Consider the following 13,294-nt stretch of genomic DNA (forward strand, 5'->3'; position numbering starts at 1 on the left):
TCCAAACTCCCTTGCGCGCTGGGGGATCAGCGGCGTCGTCATCCGGTCAGGGCTGGGGGGTCCGCCCGACCTGTTCCATGGTCCGGGCCAGTTCGGCGAGGTCTTCGGCCTCGAACATCGATCGCATGGGGATCCGCAGGCCGAGTTCCCTACGGATCCTGCTGACCAGTCGGGCGGCGAGCACGGAGTGGCCGCCCAGGTCGAAGAAGTTGTCCCCGGGGTGCACCGGGCCGCTCTTCAGGGTCTCCCGCACCATCCGGCACAGGGCCTGTTCGCAGGACTCCGGGCCGGCAGCGGCGGCGGGCGGGCCGTCCGCCGGTTCGGGGGTGCTGCGGGCGGCCCGCTCGGCGAGCGCCTTGCGGTCGACCTTTCCGTTCAGCAGCGTGGGGAACCGGTCGAGGACCACGATGCGGGAGGGCACCATGTGCTCGGGCAGTGCCCGGCGGGCGTGCTCCCGCAGTTCCGCCTCGGTCACGGTGTGCCGGGCGGAGGTCTTGACGTAGGTGACGATGTGCTCGGTGGAGACCTCGTCCCCGCCGACGGCCGCGACCACGATCTCCACCGAGGGGTGGCTCTCCAGCCGGGCCTCGATCTCGCCGAGTTCGATGCGGAACCCGCGGACCTTGACCTGCTGGTCGATGCGGCCGGTGAAGAACAGGGCGCCGTCCGGCTCGTGCCGGCCGCGGTCCCCGGAGCGGTACATCCGGCTGCCGGGCGGGCCGTAGGGGTCGGCGACGAACCGGCTGGCGGTCAGTCCCGGCCGGTTGAGGTAGCCGCGGGCCACCCCGCTGCCCGCCAGGAACAGTTCGCCCTCCGTGCCGTCGCGGCGGTCCGTGAGCCGCTCGTCGAGGACGTACACCGCCCCGCCGTCCCACGGCGTCCCGATGGTCACCTCTTCCTGGACGCCCTCGATCGGGCCGCCGATGGAGGCGCCGACGGTCACCTCGGTGGGGCCGTAGGCGTTGAACAGGCGCCTGCCCTTGGACCATTCCTCGGCGAGGGCGCCGGTGCAGACGTCCCCGGTGGAGGTGATGGTGCCGCCGGTCAGCAGCCCCTCCTCCTCGGTGATGCCGAGGGCCACCGGCGGCAGCACCGCGTGGTCGATCCGGTGCCGGAGCAGGGTTTCGCGCAGGGGCTCGCCGGGGAGCAGCTCGTGCTGTCCGGCCATCACCAGGGTGGCGCCGTGCAGCAGGGCGAGGGTGAAGTCCCAGAACCAGGCGTCGAAGCTGAACGAGGCCCACTGCAGGACGCGTTGGCCGGGGCCGACCCCGTAGAGCCTGGCCTGGGTGGAGACCAGGTCGGGCACTCCGGTGTGGGGGACGGCGACGCCCTTGGGGACCCCGGTGGAGCCGGAGGTGTAGATGACGTACATCAGGTGGAGCGGGGTCAGGGCCGCCGACCGTTCGGCCGGGGCGATGTCCTCGGCGCGCTCCGCCGCGCACCCGGCCTCGGCGGCCGGGTCGTCGAGGACCAGCTCGGGGAGGTCCAGGCCGGGGGCGGCGACGTCCCGGGTCCGCAGCAGCAGGACCGGGCGGGCGTCCTCGACCATGTGGGCCAGCCGTTCGGCCGGGTAGCCGGGGTCCAGCGGGAGGTAGGCGCCGCCGGCCTTCAGCACGGCGAGCACCGCGACGATCAGCCGGGCGGACCTGGGCACCGCGACGGCGACCAGGGAGTCCGGTCCCACGCCGGCCGCGATGAGCCTTCGGGCGAGCCGGTTCGCGTTCGCGTTCAACTCCGCGTATCCGAGGGTGCTGTCACCGAATACGACGGCCGGGGAATCACCCGATTCGGCGACCACGGACTCGAAAAGGTCCGAAAAAGTCTTCAACTCCGCTCCGCCTCCGACACAGATTTCCGGCAGGAATGACACAGGAATGACAGTGGTCGACGATGGCATGGAGCCCGGGCCGCCGGCCGGGGCGTGAAAGAACTCTTTCCCGGCGGGCTCGGGTCGGGGCGGGGCGCCCCATGATGGGGCAGGACCCGGCGTTGCCGCTCCGCGACCCGACCGGTCCCGCGCGGCCGCCGCACGGGCGTCCCGGGCCGCGGACCTCCGTCACGGAGAGAGGGAACAGTTGTGACCGACGAACCGAAGTATCACGATTACCTGGAACTGGATGTTTTGCTGTCCCTCCAGAAGCCCCGCAGTGCCGGATCCGCGGCCATGAAATCCACCGTGCTGTCGGAGCAGTTCTTCATCATCGCCCACCAGGCGAGCGAATTGTGGCTCCGGCAGGTCATCGACGATCTGGAAGCGGTGGTCGATTCCTTCACGACCACGGATGACACCGCACCGGCGGAATGGATCGTCGACCTGCTCCAGCGGGCCGCGGAACTCCTCCGGGTGCTGAACTCCCAGGTGGCCGCGCTGGACCGGCTGCCGCTGCGCGACTTCGCGGCGTTCCGGCCGTTGCTGGGCACGGCGAGCGGCGCCCAGTCGGAGCAGTTCCACCGGCTGCGGCACCTGATCGGCGACTCCGGCCAGGACGGGCCGCTGTACGAGGCCTTCGCCGCCTGGGTGGTCCGGTCGGGGCACACCGTGGCGGGCGTGGCCCGGCGCGGGATCGACGCGGAGGTCCACTACCGGATCATCGAGGCGCTGCTGGACGTGGGCAACGGCTACTGGCGGTGGCAGGTGGCGCACATCAGCCTGGTCACCCGGATCATGGGCGGGCAGGCCGGAACGGGCGGCTCGGCGGGCGCCGACTACCTGCTGGGCCGCTGCACGCTGCCGTTCGCGGAGCTGCGCGGACTGCGCGGCCAGGCGCACGCCGGGCTCGGCGTCGCGGCCCCCTGAGCCCGCGGACCGGTCCACGTGCCGGTCCACCTGCCGGTCCCCGGCCGGCCCCCGGGCCGATCCGGCGGCCGGACGCGCTGCCGGCGGATCGGCCCGGGGCGGCACCCGTAGGGGTGTCCCGGAGCGGGTCCCGTAGGGGTGTCCCGGAGCGGGTCCCGAGAGGTTCCGGGGACGGCCGCTCAGAGGGGTTCGAGGACGAACCCGCGCCCCCACACGTTCCGCACCGCGAGACCCGCGAGCTGCAGGCGCCGGCGCAGTCGCATCACATGCAGGTCCAGGGCGTTGCTGGACGAACTCGAACCGGAGTGTTCGAGGATCTCGCGCAATTCGGTCCGGTAGACGATCTGACCGTACTGGGCCACCAGCGGCGCCAGCATCTCGCATTGCGTGAGGGAGAGCGTGACGGACGAATCCTTGAAGTAGAGGATTCCCGCCGGGTCCAGTACCGGCTTCGACTTGAGGACGGCCCGGTCCGCCAGCTGGCGGAGTCTGGCCTGGAGGTCTTCCTGGACGATGGGAGGGCGCACCCAGTCCTCGTGGGGACTGAGGTGTTCCGGCGGGGAGGCGCCGTGCTCGACCACCAGGAGACAGAGATGCCCCCTGACCTTGCACTGTTCCCTGATGTTGCTTTCCGCGGGCCAGCGGACGAACGTGACTCGATCCTTCACTTCTACCTTCACAGGTATCCCCCGTTCCGTTGAAATCGAGAAACAAGACCGTCAGCGCGACGGCGACGAGGAGCGGAGGCTCTTGGGCCTCATGTCGGTCCAGACCCGGTCGATGTGGTCGACGGTCTCCGCCCGGCCGGCCGGGCCGTACACGACCCGCCAGCCCTCGGGAACGGCCGTGTCCGTCGGCCAGAGCGAGTACTGCTCTTCCTCGTTGCACAGTGCGAGATAGTCTCGGTTTTCGTCCTCAAACGGGTTGGACATGCGAACAGTCCCCCCCTCGCGCAGAAATGTTCCGAAATCTTCCGACAACGAACACTGGGCGCTCCGATTCCTCAGGCAATACGGGCCTGAATTGATGTCGAGTGCTCCGGGCAATGGGGCCGGACTCGACTCCCGGAAGAGATTTCGACGCTATCAGTCGGAGCTCACACCAGACAGATTCACTCCGCACCCATCACCATGTGTTCTGCATATTGACATCTCCGGTGGGGCACCGTACCGTTCCGCCCTCTCCGGACGGACAGGAAAGGAAGCGGCAAGAGTTCACCCGGCCGGCCGGGCCGGGCTGTCACCATCGGGAAATGAGTCCGTACGATCTCCGTGTGCGTTCCCTGGATCTGACCGATCCGGCCACATTCATCGAGAACGACGTCCACGATTTCTGGCGTGAAGTCCGTGCCGAATGCCCCGTCTACTGGCACGAACCGGTCGGCCGGAAACCCGGTTTCTGGGTGGTTTCCCGTTATGCCGACATCCAGTCGCTTTACCACGACACGGCCCTGACCTCCGTGCGGGGGAACGTCCTCGACGTGGTGCTGCGCGGCGGGGACTCGGCCGGCGGCAGCATGCTGGCGGTCACCGACGGCCCGCACCACCGGCGGCTGCGCAACCTCATGTTCAGCGCGTTCACCCCCCGGGTCCTCGGCGAGGTCGTGGAGAAGGTGCGGGAGCGCACCGGGGAGCTGCTGTCCGCGGTCATCGGACGGGAGTCCTTCGACTTCGCCGCCGAGGTCGCCGAGCGGATCCCGATGAACACCATCTGCGACCTGCTGTCCGTCCCGGCCGTCGACCGTGCGGACCTGCTCCGGTGGAGCAAGACGGCGCTGTCCTCGGCCCGCGCCGAAGGCGGGGAGATCGACGCCCTCGCCGCCCGCAACGAGATCGTGCTGTACTTCATGGACCTCGCCCAGGAGCGCCGGGACCGGCCGGGCGAGGACGTGATCAGCATGCTGGCCACCGCGGAGGTCGAGGGGCGTCCGCTCGGCGTCGACGAGATCGCCGTGAACTGCTACAGCCTCATCCTCGGCGGTGACGAGACCTCCCGGCTGTCGGCGATCTGCGCGGTGCTCGCCCTGATCGGGAACCCCGGCCAGTGGGAGGCCCTGCGGAGCGGCCAAGTCGCCCTGGAGAGCGCGGTGGAGGAACTGATCCGCTGGTCCACCCCGGGCATCCACCTGGCCCGTACCGCGGTCCGGGACCTCGATCTGCACGGCCGGCGGATCCGCGCGGGCGACATCGTCACCCTGTGGAACATCTCCGCCAACAACGACGAGTCGGTGTTCGACCGGCCGCGCCGGCTCACCCTGGACCGCTCCCCCAACAAGCACCTCTCGTTCGGCCACGGCCCGCACTACTGCCTCGGCGCCTTCCTCGGCCGGGCCGAACTGCGCTGCCTGCTGGCCGCCCTGGTGGCCGGGGTGTCGGAGATGGAGCTGCGCGGCACCCCGCACCCGCTCTACTCGAACTTCCTCACCGGGCACGAGACCCTGCCCGTCCGCTTCCTGCCCCGCTGAACCGCGCCGGCCCGCACCGGGCCCGCCCCGCGCTCCCCCCGGAGGGCCTGTGAGACCGGGGGGACCACGGGGCGGGGGCTTTTCGGTGGTGCTCTTCGGTGGTGCGCGCCGGCCTCAGGCCGTCAGGGGCGCCGGCCGCTCGCGGTGGGCGGCCCGCAGCGCGTTCTTGTCGATCTTCCCCACCGGGGTCCGGGGCAGCTCCGGCAGGAGCACCAGCTCGTCGGGCAGCTTGTACGAGGCCAGCCCGCGCCCCCGGATGTGGTCCCGGACGGTCCGCAGGGTCAGCGCCGCCGCCCGCTCCGCCGGCTCCCCCTCGGCCGCGGCGCCCGCGGGCACCACGAACACACAGAGCCGCTCGTCCAGTTCCTCGTCCGGGATGCCGACCACCGCGGTGTCCAGGACCAGCGGATGGGTGAGCACGTGCCCCTCCACCTCCTCCGCCGAGACCTTCTCCCCCAGGTGGTGGATGATGTCCTTCAGCCGGCCCTCGATGACCACGTTCCCGTCCCCGGTCATCCGCGCCAGGTCCCCGCTCCGGTAGAAGCCGTCCTCGGTGAACGACCGCCGGTTGTGCTCCGGCGCCGCGAAGTAGCCGCGGATGGTGTACGGGCCCCGGGTGAGCAGTTCCCCGGTGACCCCGGGCCCGACCTCGGCCCCCTCGGCGTCCACGATCCGGATCTCGTCGTCGGCGCAGACCGGCCGGCCCTCCGTGCCGAACACCACCTCCGGCGGGTCGCCCGGCCGGGTGTGGGTGATCAGCCCCTCCCCGATGCCGTACACGTTCAGGATCCGGCAGCCCAGGGCGCCGCTCACCCGCTCCGCCGCCGCCGGACCGAACTTCGAACTGCCCACCTGGACGGTCATCCCGGCCATGTCCACCGGGTCGGTCCGGGCCGCGTCCGCCCACAGCAGGGCCAGCGCCGGCACCAGCGTGGTGAGGGTGACCCCCTCCCGCTCGATCAGCGGGAACACGTGGTCCGGGCTCGGATTGGCGGCCAGCACCGCCTTCCCGCCCAGCAGCAGCGCCCCCAGCGCCCCCGGACAGCCGAGCGCCGCGTTGTGCGGCACCGGGTTCGCGGCCAGATAGACCCCGTCCTCGTCGAACTCCACCACCTCGGCACAGGCCCGGATGTTGTACGCGTAGTCGTCGTGGGTGCGCGGGATCAGCTTCGGCACCCCGGTGGTGCCGCCGGACAGCAGCAGCAGCGCCACCTCGGAGGCGTCGACCGGCGGCAGTTCCCGTACGGCGGACCGGGCCAGTTCCGACAGCGGCACGAACTCCTCCGCGTCCCCGTCGACCACCACGTGCCGCAGCCCGGGCAGCAGACCGCGGACCTCGCGGGCCAGCGCCCGGAAGTCGAAGCCCTGGAACCGGTCCGGCCCGATGTAGGCCACCGCCTCCGAGGAGCGCGCCAGATGGACGATCTCGTCGCGGCGGTGCCCGGGCAGGGCCAGCACCGGGATCGCCCCGACGCTCAGCAGGGCGAGGAGGGTGGAGAGGAACCCGATCCGGTTCGGCAGGTGGACCACCACCCGGTCCCGGGGGCCGATGCCGAGCCCGAGGAGCCCGGAGGCGATGCGGTCGGCCCGCCCGGCCAGTTCCGCGTAGCCGACCCGGCCGGCCGCGTCCACGGCCGCCGTCTTGTGCGGATGGCGTCCGACGCGTTCGTCGAAGAGCCGCCGCAGCGGTACGCCCCGCCAGTACCCGGCCCGGCGGTAGCGGTCGGCGAAGTCCGGCGGCCAGGGCACGAACCCGTCCAGCATGTGTCCTCCTAGGGTGCGACGCCCTCAGGTTCGGCCAGAAGCCACCGGGCGGCGCCGGGCCCGACAGAGCTTTGACAGATTGCCGGGGCCACCCCCCGGCCTTCGGTGAAGCTCGATGACGTGAATCGCATCCGAACGCGCGACCGAGGCTGGTTGCGGGCCCTCAACAGCGTGCCGGGGCCCGCCGACCGACTGGTCTGCTTCCCCCATTCCGGCGGTTCGGCGGCCACCTACCGCGCCTGGTCCCCGGCCCTGCCGCCGACCGCCGAACTCCTCGCCGTGCAGTACCCGGGGCACGCCGACCGGTTCTCCGAACCCCCCGCCCGCGACATCGCCGAGATCGGTTCACGGGTCGCCGGGGAACTGCTCCGGCTGGACCCGCTGCCCTGCACCCTGTTCGGCCACAGCCTGGGCGCCCTCGTCGCGTACGAGACCGCGCGCGCCCTCCAGGAACTCGGCCGCCCGGCACGGCACCTGATCGTGTCCGGCTCGCCCGCCCCCCGCCTGGCCGGCGGCGGCACCACCCACCTGGCCGCCGACGAGGACCTGTGGGCCGCCCTGCGCGACCTCGGCGGGATCACCCCCGACCTCGCCGGGGACGCCGAGCTCCGGGAACTGCTGCTGCCCGTCCTGCGGTCCGACATCGCGCTCAGCGAGACCTACCGGCCCGCCCCCGGCGCCGCACCGCTGCGCTGCCCGGTCCGCTGCCACCACCACACCGAGGACCCCCTGGTGGACCGGGCCGGGGCCGCCGGCTGGGCCGCGGTCGGCACCGGACCGTTCGGCGTCCGCTCCTGGCCCGGCGGCCACTTCCGCCTCCTCACCGACCCGGCCGGCCCGATCGCCGACATCACCGCCGCCCTCGCCGGGAGCGGGGCACCCCGATGAGCCTGGACGGGAAGTCCGTGGTGGTCACCGGCGCGGCCACCGGCATCGGACGCGGCATCGCCGAGAGCCTGCTGGAGTCCGGCGCCCGGGTCACCGCCGTCGGCCGCCGCGAGGAACCCCTGCGGGAACTCGCCGCCCGCTACGGGGACGGCGTCGCGGTCCTCGCCCAGGACGTCTGCGCCCCCGGCGCGGCCGACCGGATCGTCGCGACCGCCACCGGCCGCTTCGGCCGGCTCGACGCGGTGGTCAACAACGCCGGACTGGCCCGCTTCGGCCCGCTCGACGACACCGGCCCCGCCCTCTTCGACGCCATGTTCGCCGTCAACGTCCGGGCCCCCGCCGAACTGATCCGCCGCGCCCTGCCCCAACTGCGCGCCCACCGCGGCAGCGCCGTCAACGTCTCCTCGGTCGGCGGGGTGCTCGCCATGCCGGGACGCGCCTTCTACGGGGCGACCAAGGCGGCCCTCAACAGCCTCACCCGGTCACTGTCCCGCGAACTCGCCCCGGACGTGCGGGTCAACGCCGTCCTGCCCGGCCCGGTGGACACCCCCATGTGGGAGGAGACCGGCCTGGACGGGGCGGACACCCTGCGGATGCGGGCCGACCTGCTGTCCGCGACCCCGATGGGCCGGTTCGGCGAGGGACCGGAGATCGGCCGCTGGGTCGGCCTGCTCCTCGACCCCGACCTGTCGGGCTGGGTCACCGGGGCCCTGATCCCGGTGGACGGCGGCCGCACCGCCTGAGGGCCGGCCGCCCCCGGCACACCGGACCACTCGCACGGAACCAACCTCAACGAACTTTAACGAACCTGAACGGACCTGAACGGACCTGAACGAACCGGAATCAACCGGAACAAAGGCGGTAAGAGCGTGAGTCCAGAGATCGTGTCCGTCGCCGGCTCCATCCCCTCCTCCTGTCTGCACCGGATCTTCCGGGCGGCCGAGACGAGGGAACGGGAGACCGGCACCGAGGTGGTCAAACTGCACGTCGGCGACCCGTACTTCGACCCCTCCGAGGACGTGGCCGACGCCTTCGTCGACGCCGTCCGGCGGGGCGAGACCAAGTACACCGGCGTGGAGGGCCTGCCCGAGCTGCGCGAGGCCCTGGTGGAGAAGCTCCGCACCGACAACGGCGTGGACAGCGCCGTCTCCCGGCTGCTGATCTCCCCCGGTTCCTGCCAGGGCCTGGCCGCCCTGCTCCAGTCCCTCGCCGAACCCGGCGCCGAGATCCTGCTGCCGGAACTGCACTGGCCGGTCCATCTCCAGCAGAGCCTCCTCGCCGGCTTCCGGCCGGTGCTGTACCCACTGGGCGAGGGCTTCCGGCCGGACCCCGCGGCGATAGCCGCCGCCGCGACCCCCCGCACCCGGGTGCTGCTGATCAACTCCCCCGCCAACCCGACCGGAGTCGTCCTGGACCGGACGGAGCTCGCCGCCCTCGTCGACCTGGCCCGCACCCGCGGCTGGCACGTGATCAGCGACGAGGCCTACGAGCACTTCCTCTACGAGGGCGAGCACATCTCCACCGCCTCCCTGGAGCACGACCTCCCGGTCGCCGAACGCATCGTGCACAGCGTCTTCAGCTTCTCCAAGAGCTTCGCGATGACCGGCTACCGGCTGGGCTGCGTGGCCCTGGCCAACGACCGGGCCGCCGAGGTCATGAAGGTCGCCCAGGAGGCCAACATCATCGGCACCGCCACCCCGGTCCAGTACGCCGGGATCGCCGCACTGAACAGCCGGCACCAGTCGGCCGCCGCCAACCGCAAACTGGTCCGGCACAACCGGGACCTGCTGCTGGCCCCGCTGGTCGACGCCGGACTGCTGGCCGAACCGCCCGCCGGCGGCTGGTACGCGATGCTCGACGTGGCCCGCACCGGCCTGGACTCCGAGACCTTCGCGACCCGGCTGCTGGAGAGCAAGGGAGTCGCCGTCGTCCCGGGCGACGGGTTCGCGATGCGCCCCGAGTTCGACGACCGGGGCCGCGTCCGCTCCCACGACTACGCCCCCTGGGCCCGCCATCTGGTCCGCATCGCCTTCTGCGTGGACCCGACGGCCCTCGAAACCGGGGTACGCAAGATCATCGAATTCGCCGACGAGTGCGGGAAGTGAGAACAGCATGGCCAAGAGCGTGGTGATCGTCGGTGGCGGAACCTCGGGCTGGATGACCGCCTCCTATCTGAAGGCGACCTTCGGGGACCGGCTCGCCGTCACCCTCGTCGAATCGAAGAACGTGCCCACCATCGGTGTCGGAGAAGCCTCCTTCAGCACCATCCGGCACTTCTTCTCCTACCTCGGACTCGCCGAGACCGACTGGATGCCGGAGTGCCACGGCACCTACAAACTCGCCATCCGCTACGACAACTGGCGGGAGAAGGGCCACCACTTCTACCACCCCTTCGAACGGCCGCGGATCGTCGAGGGCGTCTCCCTCGCCGACTGGTGGCTGCACAAACGGCCCAGCCCCGACTACGACAAGGACTGTTCCGTCATCGCCGCGCTCTGCGACGCCCGGCGCGCCCCCCGCCAGCTGGGCGGCAGCCTGCTGGCACTGGACGCCGGCGAGCACGAGGCGGCGCACGCCGCCCGCTCCACCATGGCCGAGCAGACCACCCAGTTCCCCTACGCCTACCAGTTCGACGCCACCCTGCTGGCCCGGCTCCTCACCCGCTACAGCACCGACCGCGGCGCCCGGCACGTCCTCGACGACGTGGTCGGCACCGAGGTGGACGAGAGCGGGAACATCACGCACGTCCGCACCAAGGAGAGCGGCGACCTCGCGGCCGACCTCTTCATCGACTGCACCGGCTTCCGCGGCATACTCCTCAACAAGACCCTCGGCGTCCCCTTCCTCTCCTACCAGGACACCCTCCCCAACGACAGCGCGGTCGCCCTGCGGGTGCCGATGGAGATGGCCGAGCAGGGCATGGGCCCGTACACCCGGGCCTCCGCCCAGGACGCCGGCTGGATCTGGACGATCCCGCTGGTCGGCCGGGTCGGCACCGGATACGTCTACGCGAGCGACTACTGCACCCCCGACGAGGCCGAACGCACCCTGCGCGCGTTCGTGGGCCCCGCCGCCGAGGACCTGACCGCGAACCACATCAAGATGCGGATCGGCCGCAGCGAGAACTCCTGGGTGAACAACTGCGTGGCCATCGGCCTCTCCAGCGGATTCGTCGAACCCCTCGAATCCACCGGGCTGTTCTTCATCCAGAACGCCGTGGAGCAGCTGGTCAAGCACTTCCCCGGCGGCCGCGACGACGACCAGCTCCGCCGCTCCTACAACCGCCAGGTCGGCAACGTCATGGACGGCGTCAGGGAGTTCCTCGTCCTCCACTACGTCGCCGCCCGGCGCGCCGACAACGACTACTGGCGGGACGCCAAGACCCGCAAGGTCCCCGACGGGTTCGCCGAACGGCTGGAGCAGTGGCGGGTCAAACTGCCCGACGCCGACACCGTCTTCCCCCACTACCACGGCTTCGAGCCCTACTCCTACACCGCGATGCTGCTGGGCCTCGGCGGCATCGACATCCGCTCGCTGCCCGGCCTGGCGATGATGGACGAGGTCGCCGCGACCAAGGAACTCCGCCTGGTCCGCGACCAGGCCGCCGCCCTCACCCAGGAGCTCCCCAGCCACTGGGAGTACCTGGAGCACGTCAACCGGCTCAAGGCGGGCAGGGCCTAGCCACCGCCGGGAGGAGTCCGACCATGCCGAACCCCGTGACGGACGCGGTCCCGCGCACACCGGTGGACCAGGCCGCGTTCCGCTCCCTGATGACCACCCACCCGGCCGGGGTCTCCATCGTGACCACCACCGGACCGGACGGCGAACCATGGGGCCTGACCTGCTCCTCGCTGAGCAGCGTCGCCCTGCACCCGCCGACCCTGCTGGTGTGCCTGCGCGCCGGGAGCCCCACCCTGGCCGCCCTGCTGCGGGTCTCGGCGTTCGCGGTGAACCTGCTGCACGAACGCGCCGAACCGACCGCGGCCCTGTTCGCCTCGGGCGCCCCCGACCGCTTCGACCGGGTGCCCTGGACCCCGCACCCCCGCTCGGGCCTCCCCCACCTCACGGAGGACGCCCACACCATCGCCGACTGCCGCCTCACCACCACCCTCCCGGTGGGCGACCACGTCGTCGTCCTGGGCGAGGTCTTCCACATCCACACCCCCCACCCCACACCCCCCACCGCCCCCCTCCTCTACGCCATGCGCCGCTACACCACCCTGAAACCCACCCCCTGACCCCGGGGCCCCCGCCGTTGCCGGCGAGGCCGGCGGCACCCCGGAGCCAGAGCCGCCCCCGACCCACCGAAGCGACCCACAACCCGCGGGCCCGGAACCGCCCACCACGCATGCTCGGCACGCACGCACCATGCCGGCCCACCCCGCTCCACGCACCCCCGGGGGCCCCGCCCAACAGCGGCTGGGCCCGGTCCGACACCCGGCCCGTACACCTCCGGCCCCCGGCCCGGGCCGCCCCGACACCCCGTCCCGCACTCTCTCCCCGGCCCGGGCCCGCCCGCGTTCCCCGAGCCCCGGGCGGGCCCGGGCCCGCACCCCGAAAGGCCCGCCCCCATGCCCCCGGACCCCGCACCACAACCCACACCCGCACCGGCACCGGCAGCGGCAGCGGCAGCGGCAGCGGCAGCGCCAGCGCCAGCGGCAGCGGCAGCGGCAGCGGCAAGCGCACCCGGCCCCCCGGCCGATGGCGCCGGCCCGGCGCCCCGCATCCCCGACTGCCCGCTGGCCCGCACGGTGCGGGTGATCGGCCAGTGGTGGACGCTGGAGATCCTCCACGAGGTCCTCGACGGCCACACCCGCTTCGAGGCGATCCGCCGCAACCTGACCACCCCCGCCGGCCTCCTCGCCTCCCGCCTCACCGACCTCACCACCCGAGGCCTCCTCCACCAGGCCCCGGACAACACCCCCACCCACCCGGACGGCCCGTCCTACACCCCCACCCCCCAGGGCCGGGCCCTACGCCCCCTCATCCTCCTGATGGCCGCCTACGGCAACCACCACCTCCCCGAGGAGGACCGCAGCCTGATCCTGACCCACACCACCACCGGCACCCCCGCGGACCCCGTCCTCGTGGACCGCCACACCGGCACCCCCCTCGACACCCCCGCCTACACCTTCACCCAGGGCCCCAAAGCCAGCCCCCCACTCCAATCCCGCTACCCCGCCCCTTTCAAGCACCAATGACACGGTGCGAACCACACAATCCGGTGCCGGACGGGAGGATGGACGACGTGTCCGACGACCTCGCCCGTCCCGCACGGCCCACATCCTCGGCCGCCGACGAATCGGTCCTGGATCCGGCGCAACTGACCCGGATCACCTCGGTGCACAAGGGCTTCGTCTATCAGCACCTGTACGCCGTGG

General features: G+C 72.0%; 12 protein-coding genes. 8 read left to right on the plus strand and 4 right to left on the minus strand.

What is annotated here, in order from left to right:
• Positions 1–46: 46 nt before the first annotated feature.
• Complete coding sequence (locus ACZ50K_RS20925; protein ID WP_468905045.1) at positions 47–1,828, minus strand: non-ribosomal peptide synthetase; 1,782 nt, start codon at positions 1,826–1,828, stop codon at positions 47–49.
• 249 nt (positions 1,829–2,077) lie between these two features.
• On the opposite strand from ACZ50K_RS20925, the gene ACZ50K_RS20930 reads away from it, so the two are divergent.
• On the plus strand, positions 2,078–2,797 hold the full coding sequence (locus ACZ50K_RS20930) for a tryptophan 2,3-dioxygenase family protein (protein ID WP_468905047.1): 720 nt from the start codon (positions 2,078–2,080) through the stop codon (positions 2,795–2,797).
• Positions 2,798–2,976: 179 nt separating this feature from the next.
• Here the strand turns inward: ACZ50K_RS20930 and ACZ50K_RS20935 are convergent, their stop codons facing one another.
• Together ACZ50K_RS20935 and ACZ50K_RS20940 are read right to left on the minus strand one after the other, a co-directional pair.
• On the minus strand, positions 2,977–3,465 hold the full coding sequence (locus ACZ50K_RS20935; protein ID WP_468905049.1) for a winged helix-turn-helix domain-containing protein: 489 nt from the start codon (positions 3,463–3,465) through the stop codon (positions 2,977–2,979).
• Between the two features lie 51 nt (positions 3,466–3,516).
• Positions 3,517–3,729 carry an MbtH family protein gene (locus ACZ50K_RS20940; RefSeq protein ID WP_468905051.1) on the minus strand — a complete coding sequence of 71 codons (213 nt, stop codon included), beginning with the start codon at positions 3,727–3,729 and terminating at the stop codon, positions 3,517–3,519.
• Between the two features lie 341 nt (positions 3,730–4,070).
• On the opposite strand from ACZ50K_RS20940, the gene ACZ50K_RS20945 reads away from it, so the two are divergent.
• The gene (locus ACZ50K_RS20945; RefSeq protein ID WP_468905054.1) at positions 4,071–5,261 is read left to right on the plus strand and encodes a cytochrome P450; all 1,191 of its coding nucleotides are present in this window, start codon (positions 4,071–4,073) and stop codon (positions 5,259–5,261) included.
• A 114-nt stretch (positions 5,262–5,375) separates the two neighbouring features.
• On the opposite strand, the gene ACZ50K_RS20950 is transcribed toward ACZ50K_RS20945, so the two are convergent.
• Complete coding sequence (locus tag ACZ50K_RS20950) at positions 5,376–7,025, minus strand: (2,3-dihydroxybenzoyl)adenylate synthase (protein ID WP_468905057.1); 1,650 nt, start codon at positions 7,023–7,025, stop codon at positions 5,376–5,378.
• 120 nt (positions 7,026–7,145) lie between these two features.
• Here ACZ50K_RS20950 and ACZ50K_RS20955 point away from each other — a divergent pair, with 120 nt between their 5' ends.
• From ACZ50K_RS20955 to ACZ50K_RS20980, 6 genes are all read left to right on the plus strand, one after another.
• A complete protein-coding gene (locus tag ACZ50K_RS20955; RefSeq protein WP_468905060.1) occupies positions 7,146–7,913 on the plus strand; it encodes a thioesterase II family protein in 768 nt (255 codons plus the stop codon).
• Entirely contained in the window at positions 7,910–8,656 is a 747-nt protein-coding gene (locus ACZ50K_RS20960) for an SDR family NAD(P)-dependent oxidoreductase (RefSeq protein ID WP_468905063.1), read from the plus strand. The genes ACZ50K_RS20955 and ACZ50K_RS20960 overlap by 4 nt, the downstream gene beginning before the upstream one ends.
• A gap of 126 nt (positions 8,657–8,782) precedes the next feature.
• Entirely contained in the window at positions 8,783–10,018 is a 1,236-nt protein-coding gene (locus ACZ50K_RS20965) for a pyridoxal phosphate-dependent aminotransferase (RefSeq protein ID WP_468905066.1), read from the plus strand.
• Positions 10,019–10,025: 7 nt separating this feature from the next.
• Complete coding sequence (locus ACZ50K_RS20970) at positions 10,026–11,594, plus strand: tryptophan halogenase family protein (RefSeq protein ID WP_468905068.1); 1,569 nt, start codon at positions 10,026–10,028, stop codon at positions 11,592–11,594.
• Positions 11,595–11,617: 23 nt separating this feature from the next.
• Positions 11,618–12,151 carry a flavin reductase family protein gene (locus ACZ50K_RS20975; RefSeq protein WP_468905070.1) on the plus strand — a complete coding sequence of 178 codons (534 nt, stop codon included), beginning with the start codon at positions 11,618–11,620 and terminating at the stop codon, positions 12,149–12,151.
• 519 nt (positions 12,152–12,670) lie between these two features.
• Positions 12,671–13,114: a winged helix-turn-helix transcriptional regulator gene (locus ACZ50K_RS20980; protein ID WP_468905073.1), complete on the plus strand. Its 444-nt coding sequence runs from the start codon at positions 12,671–12,673 to the stop codon at positions 13,112–13,114.
• The last annotated feature ends 180 nt before the right edge of the window (positions 13,115–13,294 follow it).

The organism is Streptomyces sp. NPDC033845, assembly GCF_055576225.1.